Source organism: Chelativorans sp. M5D2P16, assembly GCF_034427935.1.
Taxonomy (GTDB): domain Bacteria; phylum Pseudomonadota; class Alphaproteobacteria; order Rhizobiales; family Rhizobiaceae; genus Chelativorans.
This window is the reverse complement of record NZ_JAXQNM010000023.1, coordinates 184,391-198,530: the sequence shown is the minus strand read 5'-3', so window position 1 is coordinate 198,530 and position 14,140 is coordinate 184,391. Positions and strand designations below refer to the sequence as shown.

Sequence of the window (14,140 nt, the reverse complement as noted above, 5' to 3'; positions counted from 1 at the left end):
GGCGCGGCGACGCGAAGCCGGATACGGGAAACGGTCCCGCATCCGGCCGTCATGCTTACTCGCCGTAGATGTCGAACGGGAAATACTTCGCGTTGATTTCCGCGTAGGTCCCGTTTTCGCGGATGGCGTCGATCGCCGCGTTGAACTTCTCGACGAGTTCCGTCTCGCCCTCGCGGACGGCGATGCCGATCTGGTCGTCACCGCTCACCGTCTCGCCCTTGAACTCGCAGCAGGCGCCGTCCTCGCTGTTGACCCATTCATACTGGACGCCGAAATCGGCGAGCACGGCATCGACACGCCCGTTGCTCAGATCCGCCCAGGCCTCGAGCTGCGAGGGATAGGCCCTGAGCTCCGCATTTGAATAGTTCTCCTCGACAAACTCGGCGGCGATGGTGCCGGCCTGTACGCCGATCGCCTTGTCCTCGATATTGTTCGGGTCGAACTCGGACTCCTTCGGCGCCACGAACACCAGTGAATTCGTGTAGTAGGGCTTGGTGAAATCGACCTGCTCGTCGCGCTCCGGCGTGATCGACATCGAGGCGATGATGGCGTCGAACTTGCCGGCCTGCAGCGCCGGGATGATGCCGTCCCAATCCTGGGTAACGAATTCGCACTCGGCGTTCATCTCCTCGCAAAGGGCGCGGGCGATGTCGACGTCGAAACCTTCGAGCTCGCCGCTGGCGGTGAGATTGTTGAAGGGCGGGTAGGCGCCCTCGGTCCCGATCTTGAGCTGCATCCGGTCCTGCGCGAGGGCACCGGCGGCCGTAAAGGCAAGCGCCGCCGCCGCCGAAAGGCCAAATGCAATGCGCCGTTTGATATGCATGGGTGTTCCTCTCTGTCTCGTTCTTATGCCCCGCCGTTCATCGAGCCGGCGAGGCTCAAGGAGGAACATTTCCATTCCCGGCAATAAAATTGCAAGCGGCGATGGACGGTTATTTTCACCGATTTTTTCGCTTTTGAAGGTTCAGGTGAGCGACAATGAAGTCGGCGATGCCCTCGATGTCGTCTAGATCGAACGACGGCAAACCGCCGTCTGCGGTCGGCGCATCGCTGGCCACGGCGACGATTGCCGGCACGTTGCCGGCAAGCGGTGCCTGGTCGCGGGCTTCGCCACGCCGGCACTCGATCTTGGGATGGCTGTGGCGCTTGAACCCCTCCACCAGCACGAGGTCGCTGGGCGACAGACGGCTCAGAATATCGGCAAGCGTCGGCTCGGCCTCGTCCTTCAACTCGTGCATGAGCGCCCAGCGGAGGCTCGACACGATGGCGACCTCCCTTGCGCCCGCGGCACGGTGGCGGAAGGAATCGGTGCCTGGCTGGTCGACGTCGAAGGCGTGGTGCGCGTGCTTCACGGTGGCGACCTTGAGGCCGCGCTCAGCAAATGCGGCGACGAGACGCTCCGTCAGCGTGGTCTTGCCGGAATTCTTCCAGCCCGTGACACCGAAGACATTCTGTTTCATTCCTGCGCCTCTGCGGCTATCCGCTGCACCGCCTGCAGGTCTTCGGGCGTATTGCTGTTGAAGAAGGGATCATGCCCGCGGCCACAATGATCCCGGCAATCTTCTGCATCGTCGGCACTCCGTTTCACAGTTCGCCCATGCGGCGAGCGATGTGAATGACATACAGCGTGGCGACGACGCCGCAAAGGGAGGAAGACAGCATGACGAAGAGCAGTGGATACGGTCCAGATTGCACCGTCAGGAAGGCCCCGGCCAGCACGGAAAGGGCCGCCCCGCCGCCGATCTGCAGGGCCCCGCCCAAACCCGAGGCGGATCCGGCCAGGTGCGGCCGCACGCTGACCACGCCGGCAAGGGCGCTTGGAAGGGTGATGCCGTTGCCGAGCCCGACGAAGAAGGTCGGACCGAACAGCGACATAGGGTGGTGGAAACCGGTGGCGAAGAGCAAAATGGACAGGCCCATGCCGCAGGCGGCGATGAGATTGCCGATGAGCATCATGCGGTTGATGCCGATCGATTGGGAGTGGCGTCCCGACAGAAAGTTGCCAACGGCGTAGCCGATGGTGACGATCGCGAAATAGAGTCCGTAGATGGCGGGGGAGAGCTCCAGGATGCGCGTGGCGACGAACGGCCCGCCGCCGAGAAAGGCGAAAAATCCGCCCGAGGTGAAGGCAGCGGTGGCCGCATACCCCCAGAAACGCCGCGAGCGGAAGAGCTCCGGATAGTTGCGGAACTGGGCCGCCATGCTCGCGGACCGTTGGTGGTTGGTCTCGCCGAGGTCGAGATAAACGACCGTGAAGGCGACGATGCCGAAGACGAGCATCAGATAGAAGGCCGCCTGCCAGCCGTAAAGCGCGTCGAGAAAGCCGCCGATAATCGGCCCGACCATGGGCGCGACCGTCATGCCCATGGTGATGTAGCCGATGCGGCTGGCCGCTTCGTTCGCGTCGACCGTATCGCGCACCACCGCCCGCGACAGCACCATTCCGGCGGCTGCGAAGGCCTGGAGAAGACGATAGAAGAGCAAAAGCTCCATCGTCGGTGCGTGGATCGCGGCGAAGGTGCTGAGGATGAAGACGCCGAAGCTGAACAGCATGACCGGCCGGCGGCCGAACCGGTCCGAAGCCGGGCCGATGAAAAGCTGCAGGATGGCGGTGGCCCCGAGATAGAAGGAAACGGTCAATTGGGCCAGGGCATAGTCCGCCCCGAAATAGGTGGCCATGCCGGGCAGCGACGGCAGGAAAACGTTCGTCGCCACCGAAGCGGTTGCCGCCGCGATGACCAGCGTCAGGATATGGGGCGGCGTGGTGCGATCGAAGGGGCGGGCGGTCATCGTGTTTCTTCTGTTTCACGCGGCAGACCCGCACGCCCGTGGGCACGGGGAAGCAAGAAAGCCGGTCATCGGGGCGGACGGACTCCCACGCTCCGGTCGGCCCGCCTTACGGCCGAAACGCCGGCCGGGCAATCGGTCCAGTTTGGGAAAAACGTTGTCAGCCGCCCGTGACGCTCATGTGGCGCGAAACCGCCGGGCGTTTCGTACTGCGGTCGATCACGAAGTCGTGGCCCTTCGGCTTGCGCCCGATCGCCTCGTCGATGGCACGCGACAGGAGCTCGTTGCCTTCCGAGGCGCGCATGGGCGCACGCAAGTCCGCGGCATCGTCCTGGCCGAGGCACATGTAGAGCGTGCCCGTGCAGGTGACGCGCACCCGGTTGCAGCTTTCGCAGAAATTGTGCGTCAGCGGTGTGATAAAACCGAGCCGTCCGCCTGTTTCCGCCACTTCCACGTAGCGCGCGGGCCCGCCGGTCTTGTAGGGAATGTCGGTCAGCGTGAACTGCCGTTCGAGCTGCGCCCGCAATTCGGACAGGGGAAGGTACTGGTCCGTACGGTCGGCGTCGATCTCGCCCATGGGCATGGTCTCGATCACCGTCATGTCCATGCCGCGATCGTGCGCCCAGCGCAGCATGTGTGGAATTTCCGCGTCGTTGAAACCTTTGAGCGCCACCGTGTTGAGCTTGATATGAAGCCCAGCCTCCTGGGCGGCGTTGATCCCCCGCATCACGCGGTCGAAGATGCCCCAGCGGGTGATGGCCCGGAACTTCTCCGGGTCCAGCGTGTCGAGCGAGATATTGACACGGCGCACGCCGCAATCGGCGAGTTCGGCGGCGAAACGCTCGAGTTGGGAGCCGTTGGTGGTCAGGGTCACTTCCTCCAGCGCTCCCGTGTCCAGATGGCGCGAAAGCTGCCGGATGAGATGCATGATGTTCTTGCGCACCAGCGGCTCGCCGCCGGTCAACCGAAGCTTGCGCACGCCCTTCTCGATAAAGACGGCGCACAGGCGCTCCAGCTCCTCGAGGCTCAGAAGGTCCTTTTTCGGCAGGAAGGTCATGTCTTCCGCCATGCAGTAGACGCAGCGGAAGTCGCAGCGATCGGTGACCGAAACGCGCAAATAGGTGATTGCGCGGCCGAAGGGATCGATCATGCTGCTTGTCTGGTCCATGGGGGTTCCTCGCCCTACGCCCGTTTCGCTATCCACCATGTGGATATGGGACACAACTATTCAAGTTTGGCGGCACGCTAGCATCTGCCGGCCGGTCGCGGCAATGCGCGACTGCGTTTCACGACGCGACCCTTTTCAAACGGGACCTGTCGGCGTAGGTGAAGGATGGAGGCGAACCATGCGACCACCCAAAGAACTGCGCGTTTCCAAGGACCGGAAGCTTCTGACGGTAACCTTTCCGGACGAGTCGCCGATGGAATTGAGTGCGGAGGTGCTCCGCGTGTTTTCGCCGTCGGCGGAAGTGCAGGGCCATTCCCCCGACGAGCGCGTGACGGTCGGCGGCAAGAAGGATGTCGCCATTTCGCGCATCGAGCCGGTGGGCAATTACGCCGTGCGCATCGTGTTCGACGACGGCCATGAAACCGGGTTGTACAGCTGGAGCTATCTGGCGACGCTCGGCCGGGAGCGCGCGGCGCGCTGGAAGGACTACCTGCGCGAGCTGGAGGAGAAGGGGTTGAGCCGTGAGCGATAAGTCAGGGGAGGCGGGAGCCGTTACGACGATCGAGGAACTCGAAACGCTCTACGGCCGGCCGGGCGAAGGCTCCCTCGTCAAGGAAACCGACCATATCATCCCCGCCTATGCCGCCTTCATCGAGGCCTCGCCTTTCCTCACGCTGGCGACTGCCGGCCCCGAGGGGCTCGATTGCTCGCCGCGTGGCGACCGGCCCGGCTTCGTACGCATCCATGACCGGCGTACGCTGATGATGCCGGACAGGCATGGAAACAACCGCCTCGATTCGCTCAGAAACATTGTTCGGGACGGCCGTGTCGGACTCCTCTTTCTCGTGCCGGGCTCGGGAACCACGCTGCGCGTGAACGGCACGGCGCGAATTTCCGCCGACGCCGCACTCTGCGCTTCCTTCATGGTGGAGAAGAAGGCGCCGCGGTCGGTCATCATCGTTCGCGTGGAAAGCGTCTATTTCCAGTGCGCCCGCGCGATCCGCCGCTCCAGGCTCTGGGATGCTGAAAGCCAGGTGGATCCGGCCTCACTGCCGAGCATCGGGCGGATTCTCGGCGAACTCAGCGGCGGCGCCATCGACGCCGACACGTACGATGCAGAATGGCCGCAGCGCGCGCTCAAGACCATGTGGTAGGCGGTGCGCGATAGATGTGAGATCGAGTGTGGACGCTCGGTCACAATTTCTTGAAAACTGCCGCTTCCCCCTGTCCGCATGGGCGATCGCTTACACTTGCTTCACCATATGGGTATAGTTTTAGGCAAATCGCGCATTGGCGTGAGTCCTTGAGAGGGCCGTGCCGGCGTGACGATATTTCCGGATCGGGGACAGTTTCATGCTTGGAAAGCGCGCAAAGGGAGCCGGCCTTTCAGCCTTGGCGTTGACGATCGCCATCACCGGGAGCGTCCCTGAGGCCGCAGCGGCGCAAAATCTGTTCGATATGCTGTTCGGCGAACGTCAGCAGCGTTCCCAATCGGAGCGCGGCCAAGCAGCGCCGAGCCCCCGGCAGCCGGAAGCCCGGGCGCGCCAGCCGGCGCCCTTGCCGAAGATTTCCGGACCTTCCTACTACAACTACAAGCCCGAGGGGCTGGTGAAGGTGGATTTCTCCTCCTTGTCGACCGCGCTCCGACAGCAGGTTAACGAGGAATCCCTCTTCGCCGAGGCGCTTGGCTTCGCCGACATCAATCTCCTTGCGGAAAAGGAGGTCTCGGCGGCGCTCTTGAACTACTATGCCGAAAATCCGGATTTCATCTGGATCGAGAACGGCAGGCCCAATGCCCGGGCCAAGGAGGTGCTGCGCGTCCTGGAGGACGCCGGCGAATATGGCCTCTTGGAGGCCGATTACGCCGTGAGCACGCCATTTGCAGCGCCGAAGCCTTCCGTGGATGCAGCCGATGAGCGCAAGACCGCGCTCCTGCGCTTCGAGATGACGCTTTCCGCACGTGCCTTGCGCTATGCGCGCGATGCGCATCGGGGCCGCATCAATCCCAACAAGCTTTCCGGCTATCACGATTTTCCGCAGAAGACGCTCGACGAAGGCCGGGTGCTGAGAGCGCTCGCGCATTCTCCGAAGCCCGCCGCCTATCTGGAATCGTTGCATCCAAAGAATGAATACTACGCCACCCTTCGCGCGGAACTGAAAGCCCTTCGGGAGAGTGCCGAGAAGGAGATCGTCGTCGATCCCAAGACCTTCGTGCGGCCTGGCGCGAGCCATCCGGAATTTCCCAAGATCCTGCGCATCATTGAGCGCGACGCGGATGCGGAATTCCGCGCGGAGCACGGGCCGGTGCTGCTCGCCCATGCCGGCAGCGAGACCTACATGCCGGAGTTGGAGCCGGTCATCAAGGCGGCACAGAGAACGCACGACCTCAATCCGGACGGCATCGTCGGGCGCCAGACGGTCGCGGCCCTGGCCGGAGAATCGAAACAGGCGCGCATTCGCAAGGTGGTTCTGGCGCTCGAGCGCCTGCGGTGGCATCCCTCCTACTTCGGCAACACGCGGGTGATGATCAACGCCGCTTCCTACACAGCAAGCTTTGTCGAGGAGGGAGAGGAACGGCTTTCCATGCGCGCGGTGGTCGGCAAGCCGTCCAACCAGACGAACTTCTTCCACGACGAGATCGAATATGTGGAGTTCAATCCCTATTGGGGGGTGCCGCGTTCGATTTTGATCAACGAGAAGCTGCCGAAGCTGCGGCGCGATCCCGGCTATCTGGACCGCACCGGTTATGAGGTGATCAATTCCGCCGGACGGCGGGTGCCTTCCGCCTCCGTTGATTGGTCCCGCTACGGCGCCAACATCCCCTTCAGCGTACGCCAGCGCCCGGGACCTCAGAATGCCCTTGGGGAACTGAAGATCATGTTCCCCAACACGCACAACATCTATATGCACGATACGCCCGCCAAGCAGCTCTTCCGCCGCGACACCCGTGCCTACAGCCACGGCTGTGTTCGTCTGCAGGATCCCCGCGCCATGGCGGCGGCCGTGCTTGACACGACGACCGATGAGGTCGCGCGGGAGATTGGCACGGGACGCAACGGCCGCAGGAACCTGCCGAAAAAGATCCCCGTCTATGTCGGCTATTTCACTGCCTGGCCGGAACGTTCCAACGAGGTGGGCTACTATCCCGACATCTATGAGCGGGATGAGAAGCTGTCGACGGCCCTGGCGAAGGTCGAGGAGTTGCGCGCGCCGGGAAGCTGATGGCGCTTCAGTTGCGCCAGAAGGTCGGCGTGAAGAGCACGAGCACGGCCAGGATCTCCAACCGGCCGAGCAGCATGATGGCGCACAGGATCCACTTGGCGTAATCGCTGAGAGGCGTGAAATTGCCGGCAGGCCCGACGATCGGGCCCAGGCCCGGGCCGACATTGGTGAGCGCGGTAAGGCTCGCCGTCATCGAAGTGACGATGTCGACATTGCCGGCCGCCAGCGCCAGAGAGCCGCCGACCCAAACCACGATGAAGGCAATCACGAACAGCGTGACGGAGCGCTGCATTTCCTCGTCCACGACGCGGGTCCCGTAGCGCAACGGCTGAATGGCGCGTCCGTAGACCAGCAGGCGCAGCCCGTTTTGCAGCATTCTCGCCAGGATGACGAACCGGTACGCTTTCGTGCCGCCGGAGGTTGAACCGGAGCAGCCGCCGAGGAAAGTCGCGAAGAAGAACACCATGACCGAGAAGGGTCCCCAAAGCGAGTAGTCCTCGCTGGCGTATCCCGTGGTCGTGATGATGGAGACGATGTTGAACGCCGACGTCACCAGGGCTTCGCTGAACGGCGTTTCGTTCACGATGCGCCGGTGGATCGCCACCACGAGCAGAATCACGACCGTATAGACCAGGAACAGGCGGATCTGCGGATCGCGCAATGCATCAAGCCGCCCGCGCACGATAAACAGAATGAGAATCGAAAAGGGCAGGGCGCCCAGGATCATGAACAGCGTCCCCACCAACAGGACGGCAGAGCCTTCGAAATAACCGAAGGAAGCGTCGTGGGTGGAAAAGCCGCCGGTGGCGAGCGTCGTCATGGCATGGTTGACGGCATCGAACGTGCTCATGCCCGCCGCCACATATGCGAAGGCACAAAGCGCCGTGAGGCCGATATAGATGCCGACGAGGGCCCGCAGAAAGCTGGCAAGACGATCGAAGGGGCGGTCTTCGATATCGGACGATTCGATGCGGAAATAGGAAAAGCCACCGACATTCAGCAGCGGCAGGAAGAACAAGCCGAGCGCAATCACGCCCAGCCCGCCGATCCACTGAAGTAGCGATCGCCACAACAGGATGCCCGGCGGCAGGTCGTCGAGCCCCGAGATCACCGTGGAGCCGGTCGTGGTGATCGCAGAGACGGATTCGAAGACAGCACCGGTGAAATCCAGCCGCAGCGATGCCGTGTACAGGGGAAGTCCGCCGATGACGCCGAGCGTCGTCCAGAGGACCGCGACCACGAAAAAGGCAAGACGCGTGGAACGGATGGGCGTTCGGTCACGGGTCGCCGCTGCGACTGTCAGTGCGACGGCTCCGGTCGTGAAGGCACATACGGCGAAGACCTTCCAGTCTTTGTTCCCGTAGTAAAGGTCGACCAGCGCCGGCAACAGCATTGCCCCGGCGATATACAGCGCGAAAATGGCGGCCACGAAGGCCGCCGCCCTGATCACGGACCCGTGCATATGGAGGATGCTTTCAAGAAAGACCGAAAGAAACCGGTGGGCGATTTCCCGTCGCTGTGGCCGCGTTCCTCGTCATTTATGCAGCAAATGGTGGGCGCGGTAGGGATTGAACCTACGACCCCACCCGTGTGAAGGGTGTGCTCTCCCGCTGAGCTACGCGCCCGCCCGGCGGACATCGCCGAACGCGCGGCGATATAAGAGGGCGGCGATGCCGAAGTCAAGATGCCGCTTCTCCGGCGATCGCCCGCAGCAGCGTTTCGCCGAGCGGCACGGTGAGGTCGTCGAAATGCGTGATCACGCGGCTTGGGGCGAACGTCTGCACCGGCTCGTCGGAATAGCCGAAATCGACGGCGACGACGGGAATGCCGGCGGCTCTGGCGGTGTCGATGTCGGTGCGTGAATCGCCGACCATGATGGCGCGGTCGCGATCGCCGCCGGCCCGTGCGATAGTATCGGTAAGGTGGCGCGGATCCGGTTTGCGATGGCCGAACGTGTCGGCACCGCAGATCGCCTTGAAACGGCTTGCGATTCCCAGGGTTTCGAGCAGACGCTGCGCCATGTGTTCCATTTTGTTGGTGCACACGGCGGCGATGTATCCGGCCTCTTCGAAGCGTGACAGAGCCGCAAGTGCCCCGGCATAGGGGTGCGAGCGGCCGGGCATGCCCGCCGTATAGTGCTCGATGAAAAGGGCCATCAGCGATTCGAGCTGGCTGTCGCCGAGCGGCCGGCCATGCGCTGCGAAGGCACGCTCCAGCATCACACGTGCGCCGGAGCCAACGAATTTGCGCAATTCCCCGGCGTCGGCTTCCGGAAGCTCCACGCTGCGCAGGCAATGGTTCAGGCTGTCGAGGAGGTCTGGTGCCGTGTCCACCAGCGTTCCGTCGAGATCGAAGACGATAATCGGCAAATTCATGCAAGTATCCCCCTTGCGGTGGCCAAAGCCCTATCCCGGCGCCGTTCTCTTCGCAACCTGCCGCATCGGCGAAGGGGTTTGCCGCACGTGGTGAAAACGGTTAGGAAGCGTTGCGATGATCGGGGGCGGAGATGGCACCGGACGCAAAAGCATTGAAAAGAGAAGCGGCGCGCGCGGCATTGCAGCACGTCGAAGACGGCATGAAGCTCGGCATCGGCACGGGCTCGACGGCGGAAGAGTTCGTGCGGCTTCTCGCCGAGAAGGTGACGTCTGGGCTGAAGATAGTCGGTGTGCCGACTTCCGAGCACACGGAAAAACTGTGCCGTGAGCTGTCCGTCCCCTTCAGCACGTTGGACGAGATACCGCAACTCGACCTGACGGTGGACGGTGCCGACGAGATCGGCCCCGGCCTTGCTCTGATCAAGGGCGGCGGCGGTGCGCTTCTGCGGGAGAAGATCGTCGCCGCGGCATCGCGTCGCATGATCGTCATCGCCGACGAGAGCAAGCACGTGGAAAGCCTGGGCCGCTTTCCACTGCCGATCGAGGTCAATCCGTTCGGACTGCGGGCGACCAGATTTGCGATCGAGGCGGCGGGGAGACGTTTCGGTCTGACGGGCGAACTCGAGACGCGCATGGCCGGTACACAGCCGTTTGTCACGGATGGCGGCCATTTCATCGTCGATGCATCATTTGGCCGTATTCCCGCGACAAGAGCGTTCGCCGACGAGCTGAACGCGATTCCCGGTGTCATGGAGCACGGCCTCTTCATCGGGCTTGCCGACCTGGCAATCCTCGCCGGCAAGGACGGTATCAGGACAATCGACGCGAAGAGCTGAGACGGAACCCACAACGGAGTAGGAACGAACAATGGAATTGGTCAAAAGCGCTCGTCTCGTTGCATTTACCGCGGCGATCGCAATCGCCGCGGTCGCGCTGCCCGCCAAGGCCCAAGAGATTTCGCAGACGCATCTGAAGGCTGCGCGAACTGCGATAGAGGCCATAGACGCCACCGCCGAGTTTGACGGCATTCTGCCGGATGCCGCGCAAAGGCTGAAAGCCGAGCTTATCCAGCAGAACCCGAACATGGAAAATCTCATCAGCGCGACCGTGAACGAGCAGGCTCTCGCGCTTGCCAGCCGCCGCGCCGACCTGGAAAACGAGGCGGCGACGGCCTATGCGCGGGTCTTCTCGGAAGAGGAACTCAACCAGATCGCCGAATTCTACAATTCGCCCACCGGCCAGAAGCTCCTTTCCGACGGACCCATCGTCACGCGCGAGGTGCTCCAGGCGGCGGAAATCTGGCGCCGCGGCGTCGTCCGCGACCTGGCAAACGCCGTTTCCAGGCAGCTCGGGGCCGCGATAGACACGCAGGCGCCGGAACAGGGCGAGCAAGGAGGCGGTCAAGAGGGTAGCCAATAGGCCGCTCACACCGCGCAAGCGAAATTGAAGCAGCCCGGCCGCAGCGCCGGGCTTTCTTTTTCAGCGCTGACGTCATAGCTGAGGGCATGGGTAGTTAATGGACCATCGGAGCGGGCATGGCTGATTTTGATCTGGATCTCTTCGTCATCGGCGGCGGTTCGGGCGGTGTGCGGGCAGCCCGGCTCGCAGCCCAGATGGGCAAGCGTGTCGCCATCGCCGAGGAATACCGGTTCGGCGGCACCTGCGTTATCCGCGGCTGCGTGCCCAAGAAGCTGTTCGTTTACGCGTCGCAGTTTCCGGAGCATTTCGCCGATGCGGTCGGCTATGGCTGGACGCTGGGCGAAACGCGATTCGATTGGCCGACGCTCGTCGCCAACAAGGACCGGGAGATCGCGCGCCTGGAAGGCCTCTACCGCAAGGGGCTGGATACCGCCGGCGCGCGCATCATCGACGGGCGGGCCGAGCTACTCGACCGGCACACGGTACGCGTTGGCGACAGCACGCTTACGGCCAAGCACATTCTCGTCGCCACCGGTGGGCGCCCGAATCCGCACCAGGCGCTTCCCGGCCATGAACACTGCATCTTTTCCAACGAGGCGTTCGACCTGCCGGCTCTGCCGCGCTCCATTGCCATCGAGGGCGGCGGCTATATCGCGGTCGAGTTCGCGAACATCTTCCACGGCCTCGGCGTGGAAACGGCGCTCGTCTATCGCGGCAAGGAGATCCTGGGCCGCTTCGACGGCGACATGCGCCGCGGCGTGCACGAAGCGATGGAGGCCAAGGGCATCCGCATCCTGTGCCACGAGATCTTCGAGAGTGTTCAAAAGCGCACCGACGGCCGTCTGGATGCCCAATTGAAATCCGGCGGAAAGGAGACGTTCGACCAGGTCATGCTGGCGATTGGCCGCATCCCCAACACCGAAGGACTGGGCCTTGAGAAAGCCGGCGTGGAGACCGGCGTGAAGGGCGAGATCCTGGTGGACGACCATTCACGCACCAGCATCGAAAATATCTGGGCGATCGGCGACGTCACCGACCGCGTGCAACTCACACCCGTCGCCATTCACGAAGCCATGTGCTTCATCGAGACCGTTTTCCGGGACAATCCGACGAAGGTGGATCACGAGGACATTGCCACCGCCGTCTTCTCGCAGCCGGAGATCGGTACGGTCGGCCTCTCCGAGGAGGCAGCGCAGGAACGCTACGGCGATCTGGAGATCTATCGCGCCAGCTTCCGCCCCATGCGCCACACGCTCTCGGGGCGCCGGGAGAAGATGATCATGAAACTGGTGGTCGATGCCGCCACGCGGCGCGTGGTGGGCGCCCACGTGATGGGGCCGGACGCCGGCGAGATGGCCCAGCTCCTGGCAATCCCCATCAAGGCAAAGCTCACCAAGGATGTCTTCGACCGCACCATGGCCGTCCATCCCACGGCGGCGGAGGAACTGGTGACGATGTACAAGCCGACCTACCTGGTGCGCGGCGGCGAACGCGTCGATCCGTCGTAGCGCGACGCCGGCCGTCCCGCATTTGTTCGCTTCGCACGGAAATGTGGGCTAGTATCGACGGCATGCTTTCGCTAAATAGCGGCTCGCGAGAAGGCCCGCCCGTTGGCGGGCACAGCGTATCGGGTGCAGAAATGAAGAATTGGTCGCCGAGTTCCTGGAGAAGCAAGCCCATCCAGCAGGTTCCGGAGTTTCCGGACAAGGCTGCGCTTACCGAGGTCGAGGCGCGTATGGCGACCTATCCGCCGCTCGTCTTTGCGGGCGAGGCGCGCAAGCTGAAGCGGCAGCTCGCCGCCGTCGCGAACGGCGAGGGATTCCTGCTGCAGGGCGGTGACTGCGCCGAGAGCTTCGCCGAGCACGGCGCCGACAACATCCGCGATTTCTTCCGCGTCTTCCTGCAGATGGCGGTCGTGCTGACCTTTGCCGGCTCCAAGCCGGTGGTGAAGATCGGGCGCATTGCCGGCCAGTTTGCCAAGCCGCGCTCCTCCGATATCGAGACCAAGAACGGCCTATCGCTGCCCTCCTACCGCGGCGATATCGTCAACGGCATCGACTTCTCGGAAGTCTCGCGCACGCCCGATCCGGCGCGCCAGGAAATGGCCTACCGCCAGTCCGCGGCCACCCTCAATCTGCTGCGCGCCTTCGCCCAGGGCGGTTTCGCCAACCTGGAGAACGTGCACAAATGGATGGTGGGCTTCATCTCCGACAGCCCGCAAGGGGAGCGCTACCGTGCCCTTGCCGACCGCATCACCGAGACGATGGACTTCATGCGCGCCATCGGCATCAATGCCGAAAACCATCCGTCGCTGCGCGAGACCGATTTCTACACCAGCCACGAGGCGCTTCTCCTGGGCTATGAGGAGGCGCTGACGCGGGTCGATTCCACCTCCGGCGATTGGTACACCACGTCCGGCCACATGATCTGGGTGGGTGACCGCACTCGCCAGATCGACCATGCGCATGTGGAGTATTGCCGCGGGGTGAAGAACCCGCTCGGCCTCAAGTGCGGTCCGTCGCTGGAGGCGGATGATCTTCTCGGGCTCATCGACGTGCTCAACCCGGAGAACGAGCCGGGTCGTCTCACGCTGATCGCCCGCTTCGGCGCGGAAAAGGTGGAGGATCGCCTGCCGAAGCTGCTGCGCGCGGTGGAGAAGGAGGGCAGGAAAGTGGTCTGGTCGTGCGATCCGATGCACGGCAACACCATCTCGCTCAACGGCTACAAGACACGTCCATTCGACCACATCCTCAAGGAGGTGCAGACCTTCTTCGACGTCCACAGGGCCGAAGGCACGCATCCCGGCGGCATCCACATCGAGATGACCGGCAAGAACGTCACCGAATGCACCGGCGGCGCCCGCGCAATCTCGGCCGACGACCTGCACGACCGCTACCACACGCATTGCGACCCGCGCCTAAATGCCGATCAGGCGCTGGAGCTTGCATTCCTTGTCGCGGAGCGTCTGAAGAAGGACGCCGAAGCACAGCCTGCGCAAAAGGTGGCGGCAGGGTAGAACGGACGCCGCGCGGGCCCGTGTGGCCCGGCAGGCGGGACAGGGAGCCATCGACTGCTTCTCATTGCCCGGCGCATGCCGGAGGCGTTCGCTGTGCCCATGCGCGCGCAGGGGCGTGAAACCGCGCCCGCGCTCATATTGATCACAGCGTTC

13 protein-coding genes and 1 tRNA gene are annotated in these 14,140 nt (G+C 63.4%); 7 read left to right on the top strand and 7 right to left on the bottom strand.

Translation table 11 applies throughout. The features are described 5' to 3' along the window. Positions 1 to 55: 55 nt before the first annotated feature. The 4 genes from SIN08_RS10990 to moaA form a co-directional block, all read right to left on the bottom strand. The gene (locus tag SIN08_RS10990; protein WP_322451620.1) at positions 56 to 823 is read right to left on the bottom strand and encodes an ABC transporter substrate-binding protein; all 768 of its coding nucleotides are present in this window, start codon (positions 821 to 823) and stop codon (positions 56 to 58) included. A gap of 115 nt (positions 824 to 938) precedes the next feature. Then, the gene (gene mobB / locus SIN08_RS10985; RefSeq protein ID WP_322451619.1) at positions 939 to 1,460 is read right to left on the bottom strand and encodes a molybdopterin-guanine dinucleotide biosynthesis protein B; all 522 of its coding nucleotides are present in this window, start codon (positions 1,458 to 1,460) and stop codon (positions 939 to 941) included. A gap of 124 nt (positions 1,461 to 1,584) precedes the next feature. Continuing rightward, entirely contained in the window at positions 1,585 to 2,790 is a 1,206-nt protein-coding gene (locus SIN08_RS10980; RefSeq protein ID WP_322451618.1) for a multidrug effflux MFS transporter, read from the bottom strand. Positions 2,791 to 2,947: 157 nt separating this feature from the next. Next, positions 2,948 to 3,955, bottom strand: coding sequence for a GTP 3',8-cyclase MoaA (gene moaA, locus SIN08_RS10975; RefSeq protein ID WP_322451617.1), 1,008 nt, complete (start codon positions 3,953 to 3,955; stop codon positions 2,948 to 2,950). A 178-nt stretch (positions 3,956 to 4,133) separates the two neighbouring features. On the opposite strand from moaA, the gene SIN08_RS10970 reads away from it, so the two are divergent. From SIN08_RS10970 to SIN08_RS10960, 3 genes are all read left to right on the top strand, one after another. Continuing rightward, the gene (locus tag SIN08_RS10970; RefSeq protein ID WP_322451616.1) at positions 4,134 to 4,487 is read left to right on the top strand and encodes a DUF971 domain-containing protein; all 354 of its coding nucleotides are present in this window, start codon (positions 4,134 to 4,136) and stop codon (positions 4,485 to 4,487) included. Continuing rightward, positions 4,477 to 5,109 (top strand): pyridoxamine 5'-phosphate oxidase family protein, encoded by a 633-nt coding sequence (locus tag SIN08_RS10965; protein ID WP_322451615.1) that lies wholly within the window; start codon positions 4,477 to 4,479, stop codon positions 5,107 to 5,109. The genes SIN08_RS10970 and SIN08_RS10965 overlap by 11 nt, the downstream gene beginning before the upstream one ends. A gap of 199 nt (positions 5,110 to 5,308) precedes the next feature. Further along, positions 5,309 to 7,177 (top strand): L,D-transpeptidase family protein, encoded by a 1,869-nt coding sequence (locus SIN08_RS10960; protein WP_322451614.1) that lies wholly within the window; start codon positions 5,309 to 5,311, stop codon positions 7,175 to 7,177. Between the two features lie 7 nt (positions 7,178 to 7,184). On the opposite strand, the gene SIN08_RS10955 is transcribed toward SIN08_RS10960, so the two are convergent. The 3 genes from SIN08_RS10955 to SIN08_RS10945 form a co-directional block, all read right to left on the bottom strand. Beyond that, positions 7,185 to 8,639, bottom strand: coding sequence for a TrkH family potassium uptake protein (locus tag SIN08_RS10955; RefSeq protein WP_322451613.1), 1,455 nt, complete (start codon positions 8,637 to 8,639; stop codon positions 7,185 to 7,187). An 88-nt stretch (positions 8,640 to 8,727) separates the two neighbouring features. Beyond that, positions 8,728 to 8,802: transfer RNA gene (locus SIN08_RS10950), tRNA-Val, on the bottom strand. A 54-nt stretch (positions 8,803 to 8,856) separates the two neighbouring features. Then, a complete protein-coding gene (locus SIN08_RS10945; RefSeq protein WP_322451612.1) occupies positions 8,857 to 9,552 on the bottom strand; it encodes an HAD family hydrolase in 696 nt (231 codons plus the stop codon). 131 nt (positions 9,553 to 9,683) lie between these two features. Here SIN08_RS10945 and rpiA point away from each other — a divergent pair, with 131 nt between their 5' ends. From rpiA to SIN08_RS10925, 4 genes are all read left to right on the top strand, one after another. Continuing rightward, positions 9,684 to 10,388 carry a ribose-5-phosphate isomerase RpiA gene (gene rpiA / locus SIN08_RS10940; protein WP_322451611.1) on the top strand — a complete coding sequence of 235 codons (705 nt, stop codon included), beginning with the start codon at positions 9,684 to 9,686 and terminating at the stop codon, positions 10,386 to 10,388. Between the two features lie 31 nt (positions 10,389 to 10,419). Continuing rightward, complete coding sequence (locus SIN08_RS10935) at positions 10,420 to 10,971, top strand: DUF2059 domain-containing protein (RefSeq protein ID WP_322451610.1); 552 nt, start codon at positions 10,420 to 10,422, stop codon at positions 10,969 to 10,971. Between the two features lie 116 nt (positions 10,972 to 11,087). After that, positions 11,088 to 12,479, top strand: coding sequence for a glutathione-disulfide reductase (gene gor, locus SIN08_RS10930; protein WP_322451609.1), 1,392 nt, complete (start codon positions 11,088 to 11,090; stop codon positions 12,477 to 12,479). A gap of 131 nt (positions 12,480 to 12,610) precedes the next feature. Continuing rightward, the gene (locus SIN08_RS10925) at positions 12,611 to 13,987 is read left to right on the top strand and encodes a class II 3-deoxy-7-phosphoheptulonate synthase (RefSeq protein ID WP_322451608.1); all 1,377 of its coding nucleotides are present in this window, start codon (positions 12,611 to 12,613) and stop codon (positions 13,985 to 13,987) included. Positions 13,988 to 14,140 lie beyond the last annotated feature (153 nt).